The organism is Diaphorobacter sp. (assembly GCF_050251835.1).
Classification (GTDB): Bacteria; Pseudomonadota; Gammaproteobacteria; order Burkholderiales; family Burkholderiaceae_C; genus JBFXIE01.
In genome coordinates this window covers 30,744-51,352 of the sequence record NZ_JBFWLZ010000020.1, presented here as the reverse complement: position 1 = coordinate 51,352, position 20,609 = coordinate 30,744, and the positions used below count along the sequence as shown (strand labels likewise).

Genomic DNA, 20,609 nt, shown 5'->3' with positions numbered 1-20,609 from the left:
GAAACAAAACAAGGCAGGAAATTTTTAGCTTCCTTGCTGCAACCGGTTTGATCAAAGGAGATCGCCTTGTCGTAGCGAGCGCAAATTGTATATCGGGTTTACCCGCCAAAACGCGATCCTGACATTTTTTTGTCATGCCGAGCAGGCCGCAGCCATGCGAAGCACTTTTGCGCACACCTCCATAATCGTGGACATGGCATTGATCACACTCATGGACGCCCAGTTGGCTTTCGGGCATGTAGCTCTTTTGGATCACACACACTTTGCGCTCGAGCCCGGCGAGCGCGTCGGTTTGATTGGGCGCAATGGCGCCGGAAAGTCCTCGCTGCTCAAGATACTGGCGGGCCTGGAAAAGCCTGACGATGGCGCATTGAACGTGCAGCAAGGCATGCGCATCACCTACGTCGCGCAGGAGCCCTCCCTGTCGCTCGATGCCACCATCTTTGAAGCGGTCTCGCAAGGACTCGCGGAGGCGATTGCGATTCGCGAGCAGTATCTTTCTGGTGCTTCCGGACTGAACCTGGATGCCCTGCAGTCGCGCATCGAAGCCTTGGACGCCTGGAATTGGGAACAGAGGGTGGACGAAACCTTGCAGCGCCTGCATCTTGATCCGCAGGCGGTGATAGGCGCGCTCTCCGGTGGCACCAAAAAACGCGTAGCACTGGCCCAGGCGCTGGTCGCGCGGCCTGACGTGCTGCTGCTGGACGAGCCCACCAACCACCTGGATCTGGACTCCATCGTCTGGCTGGAAGACTTGCTGCTCGACTTCAAGGGCGGCATCGTCACCATCACCCACGACCGCGCCTTTCTTGACCGCATTGCCACTCGCATCGTGGAGCTGGACCGGGGGCAGCTGCGCTCCTACCCTGGCAACTTTGCCCAGTATGTCCTGCAGAAAGAGGAGCAGCTGGCGCAAGAAGCCGTCATCAGCGCCCGCGCAGACAAACTGCTCGCACAGGAAGAGGTGTGGATACGCAAGGGTGTGGAGGCCCGGCGTACACGAAGCCAAAGCCGCATCAGCCGACTCGAAGCCCTGCGCGCCAATCGCGCAGCGCGGCGCGAAGCTCTGGGCAGCGTGAAGATGGACATCGCATCAGGCAGCCAGAACGGCTACCAGGGCAAGATCGTGGCCGAACTCACCCACGTGACCAAGGCTTTCGGCGATAAAACCGTCGTGCGCGACTTCAGCGCCACTATCCTGCGGGGCGACAAGGTGGGCCTGATCGGGCCCAACGGCGCTGGTAAAACCACGCTATTGAAGCTGATCCTGGGCGAGCTGGAGCCCGACAGCGGCAGCGTGCGGCGCGGCTCCAACCTGCAGGTCGCGTACTTTGACCAGATGCGCCACAGCATCGACCTGAATGCCACGCTGGAGGACTTCATCAGCCCCGGCAGCGAGTGGATAGAGATTGGCTCCCAGCGCAAGCATGTCAAAAGCTACCTGAGCGATTTTTTGTTCTCCCCGGCGCGCGCGCATTCGCCCGTGCGCTCGCTCTCGGGCGGCGAGCGCAACCGGCTGCTGCTGGCGCGGCTGTTTGCCCGCCCGGCCAACGTGCTGGTGCTGGACGAGCCCACCAACGACCTGGACATCGACACGCTGGATCTGCTGGAGGAGCTGCTGCAAAGCTACGACGGCACGGTGTTCCTCGTCAGCCACGACCGCACCTTTCTGGACAACGTGGTCACCAGCACGATTGCCAGCGAGGGTGGCGGGGTGTGGCGCGAGTACGAAGGCAGCGTGCAGGACTGGCTGACCCAGTCCCGCCGCAGCCGCGAGCTGGCAGGCGCAGCGGCGGCGGCGACCGCCGTCAAGAATGCAAACAAAAATGACGACCAGCCCGCTCCAATCAAGCGCGAGCAGCTACAAAAAAAGAAGCTGAGCTACAAAGAACAACGCGAACTGGAACAGCTGCCCGCCCAGATTGACGCGCTGGAAGCCGAGCAAAAGGCCATCCGCGATGAGCTGGCCGACGCCAGCCTGTATGCGCGCGACGCTGCGCGCGCCACGGCGCTGCACGCGCGGGACGGCGAAATCGAAGAGCTGCTGATGCAGGCGCTGGAGCGCTGGTCCGCGCTCTCTGCCTGACCGACCCGACCCCGGCAGGCTGCGCAGCGTGCGCAGCGCCGTCAAAATCATCAAGGCCAAATCAGGCTCTAACCCGCGCCAGGAAAGCGCAAGCTGCTCACATTTTTATCAAATGCGGTGATGCAGCCGGTCGGTGGAGCCGCGCAAGCGCGCGATCAGTGCGGGCGCAATCTGGTTGAGCGGCAGCACCTCGTCGGCGGCGCCGTGGGCGATGGCCTCGCGCGGCATGCCGAAGACGATGCAGCTGGCTTCGTCCTGCACGTAGTTGTAGCTGCCCGCGTCCTTCATCTCGCGCATGGCCGCCGCACCGTCGCCGCCCATGCCGGTCAGCATGATGCCGTAGGCATTGCGCCCCACCACCGCTGCGGCTGACTTGAACAGCACTTCCACCGACGGTTTGTGCCGGTTCACGGGCGGGCCGTCATCCACCACAGCCACGTAATTGGCGCCGCTGCGTGCAATCGAAAACTGCTTGCCCCCCGGGGCGATGTAGGCATGGCCAGGCAGGATGCGCTCGCCGTTCACTGCCTCTTTCACAATGATCTGGCACAGGCTGTCCAGGCGCGCCGCAAAGCTGGTGGTAAACCCGGGCGGCATGTGCTGGGTGATGACGATGGCCGGCGAATCAGCGGGCATCTGCGTCAGCACCTCACGGATGGCCTCCGTGCCGCCGGTGGAGGCGCCGATGCAAATGAGCTTTTCCGTGGACACCCGCCCCAGCAGGGCCGACGCCGACACCGGCGGCGCAGCCACAGCGGCGCTGGCCGAAGCCGCGCCAGCTCCCGCAACCGGCTTCACGATGGCCTGGGCGCTGCGCACCGGCATGCGCCGCACATGGGCCACTGCCGCCACGCGGATCTTGTCCACGATCTGCGCCGCCAGCTCATTCAGCCCGCTGGCCAGCCCCACGCGCGGCTTGGCCACGAAATCGACGGCACCCAACTCCAGCGCCCGCATCGTTACTTCGGCGCCGCGCTCGGTCAGGGTGGAGATCATCACCACCGGCATGGGCCGCAGGCGCATCAGGCGCCCCAGGAAGTCGATGCCGTCCATGCGCGGCATTTCCACGTCCAGCGTGATCACGTCAGGGTTTTTCTCGCGGATCATCTCGCGCGCGATCAACGGATCGTTGGCAGTGCCGATGCACTCCATGTCGCTCTGGCGGTTGATGATCGCCGACAGCAGGCTGCGTACCAGTGCCGAATCGTCCACCACAATCACCCTGATCTTCCCGCTCATGCCCTTCAAACGCTCCTTGTATCGATTGCGAACACGGCCCGGTCAGAACAAGTCAACCGAACCGCCTCGGGTCGCCCGCGCCACCGTGGCGGCGTTGCCGCGCACCACTTCTTCGGCCAGGGTCTCGGGATGCGCATGCGCCAACCGTTTGACCATGGCCTTGCCCGTCGCCGGAAAAAACACGACCTTGCGGGGGTAGATGTCGAGCACATCCTCCGAGACCACCGGGATGCGCTCTGTCGCCAGGTAGTTTTGCACAAACCGGGTGTTGCGCTCGCCGACGTTCAAGGTGGTGAAGTTGTGCATGACCTGCGCGCCGCCAAAAATCTTGGCCTGCATGCTCTCGCGGCGCGCGCCCAGTTTCATCATCTCGTTGATCAGCAGCTCCATGGCGTAGGAGCCGTAGCGCCCCGACACATCGGCGCTGTCGCCATCGGGCAGCATGAAGTGATTCATGCCGCCCACGCGCGAGCGGCTGTCCCACAGGCACGCGGCAATGCACGAGCCCAGCACCGTCATGATGGACAGGCGCTCGCGGGCGACAAAAAACTCGCCTGGCAGCACCTTGACAGCGTTGTGCTGGAAATGGGGGTCAAAGAAAAAGAACCCCGCCTCGCCCGGCCTGCGCGCGCGCGCCTTGAGCTCTTGCAGCGACACCTCGGGCGCGGAGGCCAGATTTGAAGCGTCCGGCCCGAGCGGGCTGATGCGCGGCAGGTGCCTGCGATCAGGCCCGCCCTGCGGTGCGCCGGCGCCGAGGGAATCAGCTGCTGTGGTAGTGCTCATGTGCGGCAGAGGTCTGGCGTTGCCCGGTGGGTGCGTGGTGATGAACTGCTGGGCGCCGGGTGGGTTTGCGGCCTGGTGGGTCAGATGCGCTCATAGACCGTCTTGCCGCGCAGGACAAAGAGATCGCGGGAGTCACTGAAATTTTCTGCATGTCCCACGAACAGCGTACCACCGGGCTTGAGCACGCGGTGGATTCGCTCGAGCACGCGCCGCTGGGTGGGAGCATCGAAGTAGATCATGACGTTGCGGCAAAAAACCACGTCGAAGGGCTCGCGAAACGGCCAATCGTCCTGGATCAGGTTCACGCTCAGAAAATCAATGGGCCGACGCAGCTCGGGGCGCACACGGGCCAGCCCGGCGTTAGCGCCCTTGCCGCGCAGAAAAAAGCGCTGCAGGCGTTCCTGGCTCAGGCCTTTGAGGCTGTCGAGCCGGTACACGCCACGCGCCGCCGTGGCCAGCACACGCGAGTCGATGTCGCTGGCCGCCAGCTTGAACTGGGCGTTGTTGCCCAGCGTCTCCAGCACCGTCATGGCGATGGAATAGGGCTCTTCGCCCGTGGAAGCCGCGCTGCACCAGATGCGCCACGCCCCGCTGGAGCGCATGCGCAGCAGCGAGCCCAGAATCTCGAAATGATGCTGCTCACGAAAGAAGGCCGTGAGGTTGGTGGTGAGCGCGTTGACGAACTCCTGCCACTCCGGCCCGTCATTGCTCTCCAGCCAGCCCAGGTAGTCGCGAAAGCTGGTGTGCCCCGTCTCGCGCAGGCGGCGCGACAGGCGGCTGTACACCATGGCGTGCTTGCCGTCGTGCAGGCTGATGCCCGCCCGCTGGTGGATCAGCGACTGCACGCGTGAAAAATCGGCCTGGGTCCAGGCGAACTCGCGCGCGTCAACGCCCTGATCCGCCGCAGCGTCGTGGTCATGCGTGGCACCCATCGCCGCCACCCGCGCTTGGCGCCGGATCTGGGCGCGATCTGCGGGAACGCCCTCCTGCCGATTCATGACCGGTCTTTCGGACACGCGCACCTTGCAGGCAACACGCAGCGAATCATCAGTCCCCAATCGAAGCAAGCCCCATGTCCACGCCGGACATGAGTTTTTCGATGTCCAGCAGGATGAGCATGCGATCGCCCAGCGAGCCCAGGCCGCGGATGCACTGCGCGTCAATGGCGCTTTCGATGTCCGGCGCGGCGCGCACCTGCTCGGGCGACAACGCCATCACGTCGCTGACCGAATCCACGACGATGCCCACCACACGCTCGCGCAGGTTCAGGATGATGACCACCGTGAAGCTGTTGTACTCGGCCTGCGCGCAGTTGAAGCGCAGACGCATGTCCACGATCGGCACGATGGTGCCGCGCAGATTGGTCACGCCCTTGATGAAGGCGGGCGCATGGGCAATGCGCGTGGGGTTCTCGTAACCCCGGATTTCCTGCACCTTGAGGATGTCAATGCCGTATTCCTCCTGGCCCAGGCGAAAGGTGAGGTATTCCCGCGCTCCCGCTGCAGCGGCTTCCACGCCCTTGTCCACCACGTTCATGCCTTCACTCCTCGTAGTTCTGCGTTATGCCATGCCAATGGCAACTCAATGGCGCGCACGTCGCACCAGGGCCGCCGTATCCAGAATCAGGGCCACGGTGCCATCACCCAAAATGGTGGCGCCCGACACATTGGGCACCTTGCGGTAGTTGGTCTCCAGGTTCTTGACCACCACCTGGTGCTGGCCCAGAAGTTCATCGACCAGCACGGCCACGCGGCTGCCGTCGGCCTCCACCACCACCATGATGGTGCTGGCCTCGCCGCCGTCGTGGCGCGGCACCTGGAATATCTTTTCCAGCGCCATCACGGGCATGTACTCGTCGCGCACCTTCACCAGTTGCGAGCCCTGGGCCACGGTGTTGAGGTCGCCCGGGTTGACCTGGAAAGACTCGACCACCGACGACAGCGGCAGGATGTACACCTCGCCGCCCACCCCGACGGACATGCCGTCCATGATGGCCAGCGTGAGCGGCAGGCGCACCGACACGCGCATGCCGTAGCCCTCTGCCGAATCAATCTCCACCGAGCCGCCCAGCGCCGTGATGTTGCGCTTGACCACGTCCATGCCCACGCCGCGGCCCGACACGTCAGTCACCACCTCGGCCGTGGAAAAGCCCGGCGCAAGAATCAGGTTCCAGACCTCGCTGTCGGGCATGGCATCGGACACATCCATGCCGCGCTCGCGGGCCTTGCGCAGAATCTTCTCGCGCGACATGCCCTTGCCGTCGTCCCGCACCTCGATGACGATGGAGCCGCCCTGGTGCGAGGCCGACAGCGTGATCGTGCCGTGCTCGGGCTTGCCGGCCGCCAGGCGCTCGGCGGGCAGCTCGATGCCGTGGTCGCAACTATTGCGCACCAGGTGGGTAAGCGGGTCGATGATTTTCTCGACCAGACTCTTGTCCAGCTCGGTGGCCTCACCGTGAGTGACAAAGTCCACCTTCTTGTCCAGCTTGCTCGCCAGGTCGCGCAGCATGCGCGGGAAGCGGTTGAAGACGATGGACATGGGAATCATGCGGATCGACATCACCGACTCCTGCAGATCGCGGGTATTGCGATCGAGGTCGGCCAGCCCCGCCAGCAGTTGCTGGTACACGCCGGGGTCCAGGTCGCGGCTGTTTTGCGCAAGCATGGCCTGGGTGATGACCAGCTCGCCCACCAGGTTGATGAGCTGATCCACCTTGCTCACGGCCACGCGGATGGTGGACGACTCGATGGATGCCTGGCTGGTGGCCCTGGATTCGGCAGGCGCACGGGCTGGCGCCTGCGGCGCGGCAGATGCATCAGGTGTCACCGAGCCCGCCACCGCAGCCGACGCGGACATGGCAGCTGCGGCCACCTCGTCGGCCGGCACGCCGGGCGCGCCGGGAAAGAAGCCATAAGGCTGGGCGACGGCCGCAGCGCTTGGCGCATGCAGCTCGCGGTCATGCAATTCGTGATCCTGCGCTGCGGCAGACGGGGCCGGGGCACCGGCATCCAGAATGCGCACCTGCTCCTTGGCGACGTGAAACGCGAACAGATCCAGCAGATCGTCATCGCTGGATGTCGTCTGCACGGCAAACCGGCGCATGTCCGGGCGGTCGTCAGGCAGATCGCTGATGCTGCCCAGGCCGGGAATGTCGCGAAACAGCTCCTTGATGGCCTCGGCCTGCGCGGGCTGGTTCATCGGGCCGATGTGGATCTCCAGCGCGCGCAGCCCGCTGGCGGCCTGCGCGGGCGCGGGTGCCGGGGCAGGCACTGCCGCAGGCGCGACCGGGGCGGGCGCGGCAACGGGCGCTGGCGCAGCCACAGGGGGCGCCGCCTCGGCAGGCGCTGCGCCCGCGGCCAGTTCGCTGATACGGCGCACCAGCTCATGGGTGGACAGAGCCTCGCCCTGCCCGCCCGCCTGGTGGCGCGCCAGCAGGCTGCGCGATGCGTCGGCGGACTCGAGCAGCACGTCCACCATCTGGGGGAGAAACTGCAGTTCGTGGCGGCGCAGCCTGTCGAGCAGCGACTCCATCTGGTGCGTGAGTTCGGCCACGTCGGAAAAACCAAAGGTGGCCGCGCCGCCCTTGATGGAGTGAGCGCAGCGGAAGATGCCATTGAGCTCTTCATCGTTGGTGGCGTTCACGTCCAGCCCCAACAGCATTTGCTCCATCAGGTCGAGGTTCTCGCCGGCCTCTTCGAAGAAGATTTGATAGAACTGGCTGAGGTCGAAGTCCGCGCCCGCGCCCTCTTGAAAGATGTCCGCCATTGTCCGGGTTCCTGTTTTCTGCGTGTGGGGAGTGTGGGTCGGCGCTGTCAGCGGATGACCTTCTGGATGACCTCGATGAGGCGGTTGGGGTCAAAGGGCTTGACCAGCCACCCGGTGGCGCCCGCGCTGCGGCCTGCCTGCTTCATCTGGTCACTGGACTCGGTGGTGAGGATGAGGATAGGAGTGTTTTTGAACCGCGGGTGCTCGCGCAGTCTGCGCGTCAGGCCGATGCCGTCCAGGCGGGGCATGTTCTGATCAGCCAGCACCAGGTGGATATCGTGGGACTCGGCCTTTTCCAGTGCATCCTGGCCATCTACGGCTTCCACCACATGGTAGCCCGCGCCCGTAAGCGTGAAGGAGACCATCTTCCGCATGGACGGAGAATCATCGACGGCAAGAATGGACTGCATTTAACGCTCCAACGACTTCTGACTTGTGAATAGGTTGATAGTTTGAACGACAACGGACCGGGCAATTTAGAAAAGCTCCACCGAGCCCGCAGCCATCTCGCTTTGGGTCACGGGATTGGGGCGCTCGGGTGCCGTGCCTTCCAGCGGCGCGGCCTGCTCGCCCTCGTCGCCGCCCATGGTCTCGGCCGCAAGGCGGAACACGCACGCGCCCAGCACCTGCCTGGTGTGGCCCAGCAGTTGTGTTGCCATATCGTGGAACTGCAACTCCGTCACCGCCTTGCGCAAGGCCGTGCGCATCGCGGCCAGCTCAACAGAGTTGCCAACCATGGCGTCGGTCAACGCTCCATTGGCCTCATCGAACCGCTGCAAAAGATTGTCCGTGGCATGGTTGAGCAAGCCCTCCAGGCGATGCAGGTCGTGCAAGACCATCAGCAGGGAGTCCTGCAACTCGGCTGCCACCATCACGGGTACCTGCACAGCAGGGCCGTCTGGCGTATTGAGCGTAGATTGCATCATTTCTCCGTCGCTGCTGGCAGCAGCAGCCTGTTGCAGGTTGCCCGTTATGGCTTGCACCCGGCCGCTGCGCCCTCTTGCGAGAGATGCGCGACCTCATTTGTTCCAATATGTATCCTATGATACCCACTCCCACCGATCATGACGCCCCGAAAAGCCCTGTGCGAGTGCTGCATCTTGAGGACTCTGCCGCAGACCACGCGCTGGTGCGCCTGACCCTGCGCCGCGCGGGCATGCCGCACGAAATCCGCCAGACCGACACGCTGGAAGGCTTCACGCAGTGGCTGCACGACGAGGCCTTCGACCTGATTTTGGCCGACTATCGCCTGCCCGGGTTCACGGCGCTGGATGCCTGGCGCATTGTCGAGCAGCAGCCCGCACATCCGCCCTTCGTGCTGCTGTCGGGCGCGATCGGCGAGGCCGCGGCCGTCGATGCGATGCGCCTGGGCATTGCCGACTACCTGCTCAAGGATGACATGGCCCGCCTGCCCCACGTGCTGGCGCGCGCCATCGAGGTGGCCGAGGCCCGGCGCGCGCGCGAGCAGGCCGCAGCCGACCTTGCCGAGTCCCAGCAGCGCCTGGCCGACCTGGCCGAGCACCTGCAGACCTCCATCGAAGAAGAGCGCGCCGCCATTGCGCGCGAGATCCACGACGACATTGGCGGCGCCCTGGCTGCGGTGAAGTTCGACCTGGCCTGGATAGGCCGCCATGCGCAGGCTGACGGCCTGCGCGAGCACGCCGCCACCGCCACCGAGATGCTGCAGCATGCCATCGACGCCAGCCAGCGCCTGATGATGAACCTGCGCCCGCCGGTGCTGGACCAGGGCCTGGTGGCCGCGGTGCGCTGGCTGGCCGAAACCTTCGAGCGGCGCACCCGTATCCGCGTACGCCTGACCACCAGCCGCGAGGCGCTGGACGTGCCCAGCGCGCTGCAACTGGTGGCCTACCGCACGGCACAAGAGGCGCTGACCAATGTGCACAAGCACGCGCAGGCGGCCCAGGTGCACATTGACCTGTCCGACCACGAGCAAGTGCTGACGCTGGAAGTGACCGATGACGGCTGCGGCATCGCGCCCGGCATGCTGCAAAAATCGCGCTCGTTCGGCCTTCGCGGCCTGCAAGAGCGTGCCCGCCGCGCCGGCGGCTGGATGGACATCAGCAGCCGCCCGGGTAGCGGCACGTCCATCATCATGACCGTGCCGCTGACCCAACAGCAAACGCCCGCCGGCGACCAAGGAGACACCCCGTGATCAACGTAGTGCTATGCGACGACCACGCCGTGCTGCGGCGCGGCATACGCGACACGCTGACCGAGTCGCCCGACATCTGCGTGACCGGCGAGGCCGGCAGCTACCCCGAGCTGCGCGAGGTGCTGCGCACCGCCGCCTGCGACGTGCTGCTGCTGGATCTGAACCTGCCCGGGCGCAGCGGCCTGGAGGTGATGGCCAGCCTGAGAGAGACGCACCCCGACATCAAGGTGCTGATCGTCTCGATGTACCCCGAAGACCAATACGCGCTGCGCTGTCTGAAGGCTGGCGCGCACGGCTACGCCAACAAGGCGGGCGACCCGGTGCAGCTGATTGCCGCGGTACAGACCATCGTGCAGGGGCGCAAATACCTCACGCCCGAGGTGGCGCAGCTGCTGGCCGACAGCCTGGCCCAGCCTACGCCCGAGCTGCCGCACGAGTCGCTGTCCGAGCGCGAGCTGCAAACACTGGTGAAAATGGCTTCAGGCAAGCGCCTGTCGGACATTGCGCAAGAGCTGATGCTCAGCCCCAAGACCGTGAGCGTGTACCGTGCCCGCGTGCTCGAAAAGCTCAAGCTGGCCAACAACGCCGAGCTGACGGTCTATGCCATTCGTAACAAGCTGGTATGAAAACCATAGCATCCAGCGCTTGATACGCAATGGCTGACGCCGGATTTGGTTTGGTTTTTCTGCGCACCGGTCACGCCCCGGCGCCCAACCACGGGCGCGCAGCCCCCCCCAGCTGGCCACAGAGCACCAGAATGTGAGCCTATTAGGCCTGTAGCCCTTGTCAAACCAGCGCAGGCAGCTATTATTTTTGAATAATCTTTCGCTGCGGCACGCCTATCGCCGCGCAGCAAACAAGTCGATGGACTGCTGCAACAGCGTCAGCATGGGCTGCTCCAGCATGGGCAGCATGGCAGTGATGCCGAGCATGCCCACGGTCAGCGTGACCGGAAAGCCCACGGCGTAGATGTTCATCTGCGGCGCCACGCGCGAGATGATGCCCATCGTCACGTTGACGAACAGCAGCAAGGCAATCAGGGGCAGCGCAATCCACAGCGCGCCGGAAAACAGCGACGCGCCCAGCTCGTGCAGCCGCATCTGGCCCACCACCTGCAGGAAGTTGCCGCTGACGGGAAAGCGCTCGAAGCTGTCCACCACGGCCATCAGCACCATGAGGTGGCCGTTGATCACCACGAACAGCAGCATGGTGATGTTGCCGAAGAACCGCGCCACAGCGCTCACCTGCGCGTTGCTAGCGGGGTCGAAGAAAGACGCAAAGTTCAGGCCCATCTGCAGGCCGATGACCTCGCCCGCCAGCTCGACGGCCGTGAACACCAGCCGCACCGCAAAGCCCATGGCCAGCCCCACGCCCACCTGCTGCACCACGGCGCCAGCGGCCTCGCGGCTGTTCAGGCCGATGACCGGCTGCTCGGGCAGCACCGCCTGCGCGCACACCGCCACCACAAAGGCCAGGCCGATGCGCGTGCGCAGCGGAATCACCCGCATGGAAAACACCGGCGCCGACGTGAACAGCGCCAGCACGCGCAAGAACGGCCACAGCACCGGCGACAGCCAGGCCATGATCTGCGCCTCGGTGAAGGTGATCAAGGCGGCTACCCGACCACGGTGGGAATGGCCTCGATCGTGCGGCGCAGGTAGTCCACCAGCGTGGTGAGCATCCACGGCCCGACCACGGCAAACACCACCATGGCCGCCACCAGTTTGGGCACGAAGGCCAGCGTGGCCTCGTGAATCTGCGTCACGGCCTGGAAAATGCTGACCAGCAGACCGACGGCCAGCACCACGCCCAGCACCGGCATGGAGATCATCAGCAGCAGGGTGAGGGCCTCGCGGCCCATGGTGAGAACGAACTGCGGGGTCATGAGAAATCCTTCATGTGGCGAAGCTTGCCGCCAGCGAGCCGATCAGCAGGTTCCAGCCATCGGCCAGCACGAACAGCATGAGCTTGAACGGCAGCGCCACCAGCACCGGCGACAGCATCATCATGCCCAGCGACATGAGCACGCTGGACACCACCATGTCGATGATGAGAAACGGGATGAAGATCATGAAGCCGATCTGGAAGGCGGTCTTCAGCTCGCTGGTGACGAAGGCCGGCACCAGCACGCGCAGCGGCGCGGTCTCGGCCGATACGCCCTCGGGCAGCCGGGCCAGGCGCGCAAACAGCGCAAAGTCGGACTGGCGCGTCTGCCGGAGCATGAAGCCGCGCATGGGCTCCTCGGCCTTTTGCACCGCTTGCTCGAAGGTGAGCGCATTGGTGGTGTAGGGCAGATAGGCGTCCTGGTACACCTTGTCCAGCGTCGGCCCCATGACGAACAGCGTTAGAAACAGCGACAGGCCGATGATCACCTGGTTGGGCGGCGCCTGCTGCGTGCCCAGCGCCTGGCGCAGCAGCGACAGCACGATCACGATGCGCGTGAAGCCGGTCATCATCAGCAGCACCGCCGGCAGGAACGACAGCGCGGTGAAGAACAGCAGCGTCTGGATGGGCACCGAATAGCTGGTGCCGCCCGGCCCCGAGCCAATCACCAGCGGCAGCGCGCCCTGGTCTTGCGCCAGTGCCGGCGCGCACGCGGCGGCGCACGCCAGCAGCGCGCCCCAGCGCAGGGCGCGCCCGAAGGGGCGCATGGGTGTCGCGCACTCAGCCATGGAACACCCCTCCCTGCGAGCCGTCCGCGGCTGGCGGGTTGTGCGGGTTGTGAGGGTTATGCAGTTGCGCCTGGGCCGTGGCCATTGCGCCGGCAAACGATGGCGCTGCCGCTGCTGCACCGCTGGCTGCGCCGGGCTGCGCCGGCAGCACGTGCAGGCAGTTGATCTGCTGAGCCGTCACGCCCAGCACCAGCACGGTGCGCTGCTGGGCCGGGCCCACTTCAACGGTCACCACGCGCTGCTGCGGCCCCACGGCCACGGCCGACAGCACACGCGCGGCCGCCCCGGCGGGCGACTGCAAACCTGCCTGGCGCTGCTGCAGCCGGCGAATGAGCCACGGCAGCGCCGCCAGCGCGCCGACGAACAGCACCACCAGCAGCAGCGTCTGCGTGAAGCCCGGGTTATCCACGGCTGACACGGCGCAGGCGCTCGGACGGCGTGACCACGTCGGTCAGGCGGATGCCGAACTTGTCGTTCACCACCACCACCTCGCCCTGGGCGATGAGGTAGCCATTGACCAGCACATCCATGGGCTCGCCGGCCAGCGCATCCAGCTCGACCACCGAGCCCTGGGCCAGCTGCAGGATGTACTTGATCGGCACCTTGGTGCGGCCCAGCTCCACCGACAGCTGCACCGGGATGTCCAGCACCATGTTGATGTCGTGCACCGGCGGCTCGCCGCCGCCGCTGTAGGGGCGGGCGGCGGGCTCGCCCGACAGCGGGCCGCCCATCTCCATGGCCTGGGCCTGCTCGTCGGCGTTTTTCTGCTCCTGAAGCGCCTCGGCCCAACCGGCAAATGGATCGTCTGCGGCCGATGCGCCGTCGCCGGCAGGGTTGTCGTTGTGGTCGGATTCAGTGGACATTCTTTTCTCCCACCCAGTGCGCGTCGGTACTGCGCAGGCTTTCTTCGATGCGGATTGCGTACTTGGAGTTGTGCGTGCCGTAGCGGCATTCAAAAATGGGCACTCCCTCGATGGAGGCCTGGATGCGCGGCTGGCGCTCCAGCTCGATGAAGTCGCCCGGCTTCATGGCCAGCAGCTGCTCCACGGTGGCGTCGGCGCGCGCCAGCTCGGCCACCAGGGTGACCTCGGCGGCCTGGATCTCGCGCGTGAGCACCCGCACCCAGCGGCGGTCCACCTCGATCGCGTCGCCCTGCACGCTGGAATACAGCACATCGCGGATGGGCTCCAGCGTGGCGTAGGGCATGCAGATATGGATGGCGCCGGCCAGGTCGCCAATCTCCAGCTGGAAGGCCGTGGACACCACGATCTCGCTGGGCGTGGCAATGTTGGCAAACTGCGGCTGCATCTCCGAGCGCTGGTAGGCCAGCTCCAGCGGGTAAATGCCCTGCCAGGCCTTCTTGTACTCGGCGCAGATCACGTCCACCAGGCGGTTGATCACGCGCTGCTCGGTGGCCGAGAAGTCGCGCCCCTCGATGCGGGTCTGGAACTTGCCCGCGCCGCCGTACAGCGTGTCGATGATGCCGAACACCAGCGACGGCTCGCACACCACCAGGCCGCTGCCGCGCAGAGGCCGGATGGCGACGATGTTGAAGTTGGTGGGCACCACCAGCTCGCGCAAGAAAGCGCTGTAGCGCTGCACCGATACCGTGCCCACGGCGATCTCGGGGCTGCGGCGGATGAAATTGAACAGTCCGATGCGGAAGTTGCGCGCAAACCGCTCGTTGACGATTTCCATCGTCGGCATGCGGCCGCGCACGATGCGCTCCTGGCTGGAGATGTCGTAATTGCGGACGGCGCCCGCCTCGATCTCCTCCTTGACCGTCTTCTGGCTCTCGCCCGTCACGCCCTCCAGCAGGGCATCGACCTCTTCCTGGGACAGAAAGGAATCACTCATGGCTCACGCCCTTCCTCACTGGATGATGAAGCTGGAAAACAGCACCTGCCGCACAGGGTTGTTGTCCACCGGCGGCTCAAAGTCTTCGTCACTCCCGTCATCGGCGGAGTTGGCCGCACGCTTGCGCGGCTTGGGCACCTTGTAGCCCAGCGGGCGCGAAACCTCGCGCCGGATGTCCACGGCCAGCTGCTCCTTGCCCTCGCGGGTGAGCAGCTCGTCCGTCGTGCGCTGCGACACCAGCATCAACACGCCACTGCGTATGCTGGGCATATAGGTCTTGACCAGGTCGGCGGTCTTGCTGTCGGCCAGCTCCAGCGTGATGCCCACCTGGGCGAAACGATCGCCGCCGGGGTCGGCCAGGTTGACCACCATGTTCTCCATGGGCAAAAAGGTCGGGGGAGTCTTGGGCGCCTTGGAGGCCGTCTGGCTGGTGCGGGCGGCGGGCTCGTCGGCCTCGTCGCCGGCATTGCGACTGGACAGCATCACCCAGGCCGCGGCGCCGCCGGCGACGAGCAGCACCACGAGAACCACCAAAATGATGATCAGCTTCTTACTATTGGCCGGGGCAGCGGTGGGTTCGGACACGTCAGGGCTTTCTTGCGCAACAGATGCGTGACTGGAGTCTAAAGTCGGCATCAGGGCGGACCTGCTGCGGCCCGCCATTTGCCGGATGGCCGATTATTGAACGCGGCGCCCCCGATTGATCCGCGGAATAAGAGTCCAAAACCCGGGTTTTCGGTGACTTGGCGCCACCACCCTTGCGCCCGGCATGGATGCGGGGCGTGTTTTCAACCCGGATTCACCGTCGGGCTTGGCGCCAGATTCAGGTATTGGCAGCGGGGGGCGCAACGAGGCCGCCGCAGGCCATTGCAGCGCCCGCTGAAAGCGGCCGCGCCCCGGGCCGAGCACCCGGCCTAGGGCTGGCGCGACGGCAGCGGTCAGACAAAAATATCCACCGAACGCTCGCCCACACCGCCCCGTGCGTGCGCCCCTTGGCCTGCCGGCGTGGCCGCCTGCACGCTGGCCTGGCGTGCGCCGCGGCGGCCATCGTCACGCCCGCCCTGGCGCGACGGGTCGCCGCCGCCACCGGACATGCCCACCGTCACGCCCGCCAGCTGCAGCCCTTCGCGCTGCAGCATGGCGCGCAGCTCGGCCGCGCCGGTGTCCAGCAGCTGGCGCGCCTCGGCCTGGTCGCTGCGGAAGGTGACATGGGCCTCATCGCCCGTCAGCGTCACCTTCACCTCCACCGGCTGGCCGCCCTGGTCCAGGGTCAGCTCGGCGTTCTGGGTTTTCTGGTGCACCCAGTAGGCCACCTGCTCGGCCAGCTGATCCTCGGTGCTGGCCATGCCGGCCTGCGCGGCATCGGGCATGGCTTCGGCGGCATCCGCCACGCTGGGTGACTGCGGCTCCAGGCCTTGCCCCGCGGCGGCGTCGCCACCCCGAGGCGCAGCCCATGCGTCGCCCCCCAGCGCCGCACCGGCCATGGCGCCTGCCGCACCCACCGCTGCAACGCCCGCAGCGGGCGCCGCCGGTTCACCCGCCAGCTCGGCGGCAGGTTGCGCCGCGGCACTGCCACCGTCGCGCCGACCGGCCAGGCCCGTGGCCTGCACCATCACCGGCCCCATCACCAGCCCCTGGGTCACCTGGGTCGTGGCGGCTGCCGCCCGCTCCAGGCCTGCCTCGGCGGCCAGCTTGCCGCCGCCCACGCCCAGGGCCGCGGACGGCGCCCCGACAGCATCCAGCGCCGATGCCAATCCGCGCGGCAACCCGCCACGGCCCGCAGGCGCTGCGGCAAAGCGGCCCGCCGGCCTGCCCGGCTCCTGCGAGTGCCCCCCCGCGTCCAGCTGCGCCGTCTGGCCCACCAGCGTGTCCTGCCCGGGACGAACCAGCCCCAGGCCCATGCGCGCTGCCAGGGCGTCAGGTTCGGCGCCCGCCAGACCTGCCGGCGCCCCCCCCAAAAAAGCCCCGGGCTGCAGCCCAGCCAGCAGCGCGGTTTGCAGGTCCGGCGGAGGCAGGCCGGTTGCAGCCGGCGTGTCCTGCTGCACTTGGGCGGCAGGCAGGACGCTGGCCAGGGCGTCGCCCGCCTCACTGCCCGCCTCACTGCCCAGGGCACTACCCAGGTCACTGCCAAGGTCGCCCCCCAGGGCGGCCAGCAGCAGCGCGAAACCGTCGCCTGGGGCGGCAGGCTGCACACCGTCCTGCGCGGCGCCGGTCTTGCCCGTGGCGCCGCGGGCGGCGCGGGTTTCATGCGCGCCGTGCTGCGCGGGGGTGGAAAGATGGGTCTTTTCCATGATCAATGCTCCTGGTCCTGGGGCCGGTTCACGCGCAGGGATGCGCGCTCGTCGGTCTGTTTCTGGTCGCGGCGCTGCTGCTGCAGCGCCAATTCAGTGCGGCGGCGCTCCAGCACCTTGCGCAGGCTGGCCAGGCGCAGCTCGGCCTGCAGCAGTGCCTGGCGCGCCCTGTCCACGCGCGCGTCCTGCCCGCTGACCACGCCGTTTTGCAGGCCGATGGCGTGATCGAGCCGGCCCATGAACTGATAGTGGTGAAACATCACCTCGGGCTGCATGGCGCCGCCGGTCTTCGCCCCCCAGCGTCCCTGCGTCTCGGCGGCGTAGCCGGTCAGCTGACTCAGCTGCGCCTGCGCCGCCTGGCGGGCGCCTTGCGCATCCTTGAGCGCCTGGCGCGCCGCGTCGCGCTGGCGCTGCGCCAGATCGACGGCCACTTCAAAGGCTTTCAGTGAGGACATACGGCGTGCCTTTTCATGGCGTCGGACTCTCAAGCACCTTCCAGCGCCTGGGCCATGCCGGCCACGCTGGCGTCCATGGTGGCGCCGTCGCGCATGTCCTGCTGCAAGAACGCCACCATGCCCGGCTGCAGCCGGATGGCCTCGTCCAGCTGCGGGTCCGAGCCGCTCATGTACGCGCCCACCTGGATCAAGTCGCGGCTTTTCTGGTAGCGCGAATAGATGGCCCGGAAGCTGCGCGCCAGGTCAAAGTGCGCGCGCGGCACCACGTTGTGCATCACCCGCGAGGCCGATTGCTCGATGTCGATGGCCGGGTAATGCCCGCTCTCGGCCAGCGCGCGCGACAGCACGATGTGGCCGTCCAGAATGGCGCGGGCTGCGTCGGCAATGGGGTCTTGCTGGTCGTCGCCCTCCGACAGCACGGTGTAGAACGCGGTAATCGAGCCTACGCCGTTCAGGCCGTTGCCGCTGCGCTCCACCAGCGCGGGCAGCTTGGCAAAGCAGCTGGGCGGATAGCCCTTGGTGGCGGGCGGCTCGCCAATGGCCAGGGCGATCTCGCGCTGGGCCATGGCGTAGCGGGTGAGCGAGTCCATCAGCAGCAGCACATGCCGGCCCTGGTCCCGGAAATACTCGGCAATCGCCGTGGCGTAGGCCGCGCCCTGCATGCGCAAAAGCGGCGGCGCGTCGGCAGGCGCGGCCACCACCACGGCGCGGCTGCGGTCTTGCGCGCCCAGAATGTCCTCGACAAATTCCTTGACCTCGCGCCCGCGCTCGCCAATCAGGCCCACCACGATCACGTCGGCCTGGGTGTAGCGCGCCATCATGCCCAGCAGCACGCTCTTGCCCACGCCCGAGCCCGCAAACAGGCCCAGCCGCTGACCACGCCCTACGGTGAGCAGCGCATTGATGGCGCGCACGCCGGTGTCCAGCGGCTGGCGCACGGGGTCGCGCTCCATGGCGTTGATGGGGCTGCGGTCCATGGGCCGCGCGGCCACCTGCTCCAGGGGGCCCGCATGATCCAGCGGGTTGCCTTGCGAGTCCACCACGCGCCCCAACAAACCGTTGCCGATGGGCAGGCACAGCACGCCCGCGCCCGTGCCGGCCTCATCCGCCTGCTGCACGCCCAGGCGCAGCGCAGGCACATAGGCCTCGGCCGGTGTGACGCTGGCGCCGCTGGACAGGCCGTGGGTGTCGCCGGCTGGCATCAAAAAAGCCTTGTCGCCCGCAAACCCCACCACCTCGGCCAGCACGGGCTCCTGCCCGGCCATCTGCACCTGGCACTGCGAGCCCACGGGCACGCGGATGCCCTGCGCCTCCAGCACCAGGCCGGTCAGGCGCGTCAGGGTGCCGCGCGTGTGCAGCGGCAGGCCCGGCGCCAGTCGCGCGCGCGCCTGCGCGACAAAATCCGCCCAGACAGGGGCTGGCTCAATCGGCATGGTCGTCGTCCCTCCAGGCCTGCGTCAGACCCAGCGCGGCAATGGCGCGGCGCCAGCGCCTGTCCAGCGTGCCGTCCACCACCATGCCGCCCGACTCCACCACGCAGTCGCCGGGCGCGAGGGCCGCGTCGGCCTGCCACTGGATGGCGCCGCCGCCCCATTCTTCGCGCAGCGGCTGCTCCAGCGCCGCCCAGTCGCCGGGGTTCAGGCGCACGGTGGCCGGACGGCCCTCGCCAGCCAGCATATCCACGGCTTCGCGCACCACGGGCAGCACGGATTGCGGGTTGCCCGTCACTTCCTGGCGCACCACCTGGCGGGCGATGTCGCAGGCCAGTTGCAGCACCTCGTGGGCCATGCCCTGCTGCAGGCCAGCCAGGCTGTCTTCAAAGGCCTGGGCGACGCGCGCCAGGCGCTCGGCGGCCTCGCGGCCCTGGCCGGCCACGTAGTCGTCCATGCGCTGCTGCCACTGCAAGTGCGTCTGCTCCTGCCCTTCAGCCAGGCCGCGGGCATAGCCTTCGTCATGCGCCTGCTGCAACAGGGCCTGGTGCTCGGCCTCGGGAATGCCCGGGTCCGCCGCAATCACTGCCGGCTCTGGGGCCTTCGGCTCCGGGCCGATGGGGCCGATCGGCCCGCCAGGGTTGGCACCATCGATGTCGCCAAACTCCCAGCGCGTGACATCGCCCACCTCCTCGCGAGGGATGAAGCGGGTGTAGTGGCGATGCGCGCGCGTCATGGGTCAGTCTCCGGCCTGGCGTGCGTCAGACAAAGGCGTCGTCGCCGCCGCCGGTCAGCGCAATCTGGCCCTCGTCGGCCAGGCGGCGCACCGTCTTGAGGATTTCCTTTTGCTGCGCCTCGACCTCGGACAGCCGCATCGGGCCGCGCGACTCCAGGTCTTCGCGCATGGCATCTGCGGCGCGGGTGGACATGTTCGCCAGGATCTTGTCGCGCACCTCGGGCTGGGCGCCCTTGAGGGCCACCACCAGCGTCTCGGAGGCCACCTCGCGCAGCACCGTCTGGATGGCGCGGCCGTCCATCTTGGCGATGTCGTCGAACACGAACATCTTGTCCATGATCTTTTGCGCCAGGTCCATGTCGTAGCCGCGGATGGACTCCAGCACCGCAGCATCCATGCCCGAGCCCATCAGGTTGATGATCTCGGCCGCCGCCTTGACGCCGCCCAGCGAGCTCTTGCGCACCTTGTCGCCGCCCGCCAGCACCTTGAACAGCACCTCGTTCAGGTCCTTGAGCGCCGTGGGCTGGATACCCTCCAGCGTGGCGATGCGCAGCATCACCTCGGCGCGCTGGCGCTCGGTGAACTGCTTGAGGATCTCGGACGACTGGTCCGGATCCAGGTGCACCAGGATGGCGGCCACGATCTGCGGGTGCTCGTGACGCAGCAGCTCGGCCACCGCCAGCGGGTCCATCCACTTCAGGCTTTCGATGCCCGACACATCGCCGCCCTGCAGGATGCGGTCGATCAGCAGCGCGGCCTTGTCGTCGCCCAGCGCGCGCTTGAGCACCGAGCGCACGTAGTTGCTGGTATCCGACACCAGCAGGCTCTGCGCAGCCGCGTCGCCGGTAAAGCGGTTGATGACCTCGTCCACCTTCTCCTTGGACACGGTTCGCATGCGGGCGATGGTCTCGCCCAGCTTTTGCACCTCTTTGGGCGACAGGTGCTTGAAAACCTCGGCCGCCTCTTCCTCGCCAAGGGACATCAGCATGATGGCTGCGTCGTTCAGTCCTTGCTCATCCATGGCTCTTGCCTCTTGTTGCGCGCATGACCCGCGCCCTGCGCAACTGGCGCGCCCCCAGCGCGCAACGCGCAGCGCTGCGAGAGAAGGGGGACGGCCCGCAG

Annotated in this window: 23 protein-coding genes; 3 read left to right on the top strand and 20 right to left on the bottom strand. The window is 66.8% G+C overall.

Annotation, left to right across the window (positions count from 1 at the left end; translation table 11 throughout):
• A partial coding sequence (locus tag AB7E35_RS08865; RefSeq protein WP_428167422.1) for a hypothetical protein occupies positions 1-238 on the bottom strand: 238 nt, incomplete at its 3' end.
• Here AB7E35_RS08865 and AB7E35_RS08860 point away from each other — a divergent pair.
• The gene (locus AB7E35_RS08860; protein WP_428163163.1) at positions 194-2,086 is read left to right on the top strand and encodes an ATP-binding cassette domain-containing protein; all 1,893 of its coding nucleotides are present in this window, start codon (positions 194-196) and stop codon (positions 2,084-2,086) included. The two genes, AB7E35_RS08865 and AB7E35_RS08860, sit on opposite strands and share 45 nt — an antisense overlap.
• A gap of 108 nt (positions 2,087-2,194) precedes the next feature.
• Here the strand turns inward: AB7E35_RS08860 and AB7E35_RS08855 are convergent, their stop codons facing one another.
• The 7 genes from AB7E35_RS08855 to AB7E35_RS08825 all read right to left on the bottom strand — a co-directional run bounded on the left by AB7E35_RS08855 (position 2,195) and on the right by AB7E35_RS08825 (position 8,796).
• Positions 2,195-3,325 (bottom strand): protein-glutamate methylesterase/protein-glutamine glutaminase, encoded by a 1,131-nt coding sequence (locus tag AB7E35_RS08855; RefSeq protein ID WP_428163164.1) that lies wholly within the window; start codon positions 3,323-3,325, stop codon positions 2,195-2,197.
• 42 nt (positions 3,326-3,367) lie between these two features.
• Entirely contained in the window at positions 3,368-4,108 is a 741-nt protein-coding gene (gene cheD / locus AB7E35_RS08850; RefSeq protein ID WP_428163165.1) for a chemoreceptor glutamine deamidase CheD, read from the bottom strand.
• 80 nt (positions 4,109-4,188) lie between these two features.
• On the bottom strand, positions 4,189-5,040 hold the full coding sequence (locus tag AB7E35_RS08845; protein WP_428163214.1) for a CheR family methyltransferase: 852 nt from the start codon (positions 5,038-5,040) through the stop codon (positions 4,189-4,191).
• Positions 5,041-5,155: 115 nt separating this feature from the next.
• Positions 5,156-5,644, bottom strand: a complete 489-nt coding sequence (locus AB7E35_RS08840) for a chemotaxis protein CheW (protein ID WP_428163166.1) — start codon at positions 5,642-5,644, stop codon at positions 5,156-5,158.
• Positions 5,645-5,689: 45 nt separating this feature from the next.
• The gene (locus AB7E35_RS08835) at positions 5,690-7,873 is read right to left on the bottom strand and encodes a chemotaxis protein CheW (RefSeq protein WP_428167421.1); all 2,184 of its coding nucleotides are present in this window, start codon (positions 7,871-7,873) and stop codon (positions 5,690-5,692) included.
• Between the two features lie 47 nt (positions 7,874-7,920).
• Positions 7,921-8,283, bottom strand: a complete 363-nt coding sequence (locus AB7E35_RS08830; RefSeq protein WP_428163168.1) for a response regulator — start codon at positions 8,281-8,283, stop codon at positions 7,921-7,923.
• 66 nt (positions 8,284-8,349) lie between these two features.
• Positions 8,350-8,796 (bottom strand): hypothetical protein, encoded by a 447-nt coding sequence (locus AB7E35_RS08825; RefSeq protein ID WP_428163215.1) that lies wholly within the window; start codon positions 8,794-8,796, stop codon positions 8,350-8,352.
• A gap of 119 nt (positions 8,797-8,915) precedes the next feature.
• Here AB7E35_RS08825 and AB7E35_RS08820 point away from each other — a divergent pair, with 119 nt between their 5' ends.
• A complete protein-coding gene (locus AB7E35_RS08820; protein ID WP_428163169.1) occupies positions 8,916-10,046 on the top strand; it encodes an ATP-binding protein in 1,131 nt (376 codons plus the stop codon).
• Positions 10,043-10,672, top strand: coding sequence for a response regulator (locus AB7E35_RS08815; protein ID WP_428163170.1), 630 nt, complete (start codon positions 10,043-10,045; stop codon positions 10,670-10,672). Before AB7E35_RS08820 ends, AB7E35_RS08815 begins: the two co-directional genes overlap by 4 nt.
• Before the next feature lie 213 nt (positions 10,673-10,885).
• On the opposite strand, the gene fliR is transcribed toward AB7E35_RS08815, so the two are convergent.
• The 12 genes from fliR to fliG all read right to left on the bottom strand — a co-directional run bounded on the left by fliR (position 10,886) and on the right by fliG (position 20,508).
• Positions 10,886-11,656, bottom strand: a complete 771-nt coding sequence (fliR, locus tag AB7E35_RS08810) for a flagellar biosynthetic protein FliR (protein WP_428163171.1) — start codon at positions 11,654-11,656, stop codon at positions 10,886-10,888.
• A gap of 5 nt (positions 11,657-11,661) precedes the next feature.
• On the bottom strand, positions 11,662-11,931 hold the full coding sequence (gene fliQ, locus AB7E35_RS08805) for a flagellar biosynthesis protein FliQ (protein WP_428163172.1): 270 nt from the start codon (positions 11,929-11,931) through the stop codon (positions 11,662-11,664).
• A 10-nt stretch (positions 11,932-11,941) separates the two neighbouring features.
• Positions 11,942-12,718, bottom strand: a complete 777-nt coding sequence (fliP, locus tag AB7E35_RS08800) for a flagellar type III secretion system pore protein FliP (RefSeq protein WP_428163173.1) — start codon at positions 12,716-12,718, stop codon at positions 11,942-11,944.
• Positions 12,711-13,136 carry a FliO/MopB family protein gene (locus tag AB7E35_RS08795; RefSeq protein WP_428163174.1) on the bottom strand — a complete coding sequence of 142 codons (426 nt, stop codon included), beginning with the start codon at positions 13,134-13,136 and terminating at the stop codon, positions 12,711-12,713. Before AB7E35_RS08795 ends, fliP begins: the two co-directional genes overlap by 8 nt.
• Positions 13,120-13,581 (bottom strand): flagellar motor switch protein FliN, encoded by a 462-nt coding sequence (gene fliN, locus AB7E35_RS08790; RefSeq protein WP_428163175.1) that lies wholly within the window; start codon positions 13,579-13,581, stop codon positions 13,120-13,122. Before fliN ends, AB7E35_RS08795 begins: the two co-directional genes overlap by 17 nt.
• Complete coding sequence (gene fliM, locus AB7E35_RS08785) at positions 13,571-14,575, bottom strand: flagellar motor switch protein FliM (RefSeq protein WP_428163176.1); 1,005 nt, start codon at positions 14,573-14,575, stop codon at positions 13,571-13,573. Before fliM ends, fliN begins: the two co-directional genes overlap by 11 nt.
• A gap of 15 nt (positions 14,576-14,590) precedes the next feature.
• Positions 14,591-15,160: a flagellar basal body-associated FliL family protein gene (locus AB7E35_RS08780; RefSeq protein ID WP_428163177.1), complete on the bottom strand. Its 570-nt coding sequence runs from the start codon at positions 15,158-15,160 to the stop codon at positions 14,591-14,593.
• A 353-nt stretch (positions 15,161-15,513) separates the two neighbouring features.
• Complete coding sequence (locus AB7E35_RS08775) at positions 15,514-16,866, bottom strand: flagellar hook-length control protein FliK (protein WP_428163178.1); 1,353 nt, start codon at positions 16,864-16,866, stop codon at positions 15,514-15,516.
• 2 nt (positions 16,867-16,868) lie between these two features.
• A complete protein-coding gene (gene fliJ / locus AB7E35_RS08770; protein ID WP_428163179.1) occupies positions 16,869-17,321 on the bottom strand; it encodes a flagellar export protein FliJ in 453 nt (150 codons plus the stop codon).
• Between the two features lie 29 nt (positions 17,322-17,350).
• Entirely contained in the window at positions 17,351-18,754 is a 1,404-nt protein-coding gene (gene fliI / locus AB7E35_RS08765) for a flagellar protein export ATPase FliI (RefSeq protein WP_428163180.1), read from the bottom strand.
• Entirely contained in the window at positions 18,744-19,487 is a 744-nt protein-coding gene (locus tag AB7E35_RS08760) for a FliH/SctL family protein (protein ID WP_428163181.1), read from the bottom strand. The genes fliI and AB7E35_RS08760 overlap by 11 nt, the downstream gene beginning before the upstream one ends.
• Positions 19,488-19,512: 25 nt before the next feature.
• Entirely contained in the window at positions 19,513-20,508 is a 996-nt protein-coding gene (fliG, locus tag AB7E35_RS08755; protein ID WP_428163182.1) for a flagellar motor switch protein FliG, read from the bottom strand.
• Positions 20,509-20,609: the final 101 nt, after the last annotated feature.

Bases quoted from the DNA above. Each gene is read 5' to 3' on its own strand.
- AB7E35_RS08860 (WP_428163163.1), top strand. From the start codon at position 194: ATGGCATTGATCACACTCATGGACGCCCAGTTGGCTTTCGGGCATGTA.
- AB7E35_RS08855 (WP_428163164.1), bottom strand. From the start codon at position 3,325: ATGAGCGGGAAGATCAGGGTGATTGTGGTGGACGATTCGGCACTGGTA.
- cheD (WP_428163165.1), bottom strand. From the start codon at position 4,108: ATGAGCACTACCACAGCAGCTGATTCCCTCGGCGCCGGCGCACCGCAG.
- AB7E35_RS08845 (WP_428163214.1), bottom strand. From the start codon at position 5,040: ATGGGTGCCACGCATGACCACGACGCTGCGGCGGATCAGGGCGTTGAC.
- AB7E35_RS08840 (WP_428163166.1), bottom strand. From the start codon at position 5,644: ATGAACGTGGTGGACAAGGGCGTGGAAGCCGCTGCAGCGGGAGCGCGG.
- AB7E35_RS08835 (WP_428167421.1), bottom strand. From the start codon at position 7,873: ATGGCGGACATCTTTCAAGAGGGCGCGGGCGCGGACTTCGACCTCAGC.
- AB7E35_RS08830 (WP_428163168.1), bottom strand. From the start codon at position 8,283: ATGCAGTCCATTCTTGCCGTCGATGATTCTCCGTCCATGCGGAAGATG.
- AB7E35_RS08825 (WP_428163215.1), bottom strand. From the start codon at position 8,796: ATGCAATCTACGCTCAATACGCCAGACGGCCCTGCTGTGCAGGTACCC.
- AB7E35_RS08820 (WP_428163169.1), top strand. From the start codon at position 8,916: ATGATACCCACTCCCACCGATCATGACGCCCCGAAAAGCCCTGTGCGA.
- fliQ (WP_428163172.1), bottom strand. From the start codon at position 11,931: ATGACCCCGCAGTTCGTTCTCACCATGGGCCGCGAGGCCCTCACCCTG.
- fliP (WP_428163173.1), bottom strand. From the start codon at position 12,718: ATGGCTGAGTGCGCGACACCCATGCGCCCCTTCGGGCGCGCCCTGCGC.
- fliN (WP_428163175.1), bottom strand. From the start codon at position 13,581: ATGTCCACTGAATCCGACCACAACGACAACCCTGCCGGCGACGGCGCA.
- fliM (WP_428163176.1), bottom strand. From the start codon at position 14,575: ATGAGTGATTCCTTTCTGTCCCAGGAAGAGGTCGATGCCCTGCTGGAG.
- AB7E35_RS08775 (WP_428163178.1), bottom strand. From the start codon at position 16,866: ATGGAAAAGACCCATCTTTCCACCCCCGCGCAGCACGGCGCGCATGAA.
- fliJ (WP_428163179.1), bottom strand. From the start codon at position 17,321: ATGTCCTCACTGAAAGCCTTTGAAGTGGCCGTCGATCTGGCGCAGCGC.
- fliI (WP_428163180.1), bottom strand. From the start codon at position 18,754: ATGCCGATTGAGCCAGCCCCTGTCTGGGCGGATTTTGTCGCGCAGGCG.
- AB7E35_RS08760 (WP_428163181.1), bottom strand. From the start codon at position 19,487: ATGACGCGCGCGCATCGCCACTACACCCGCTTCATCCCTCGCGAGGAG.
- fliG (WP_428163182.1), bottom strand. From the start codon at position 20,508: ATGGATGAGCAAGGACTGAACGACGCAGCCATCATGCTGATGTCCCTT.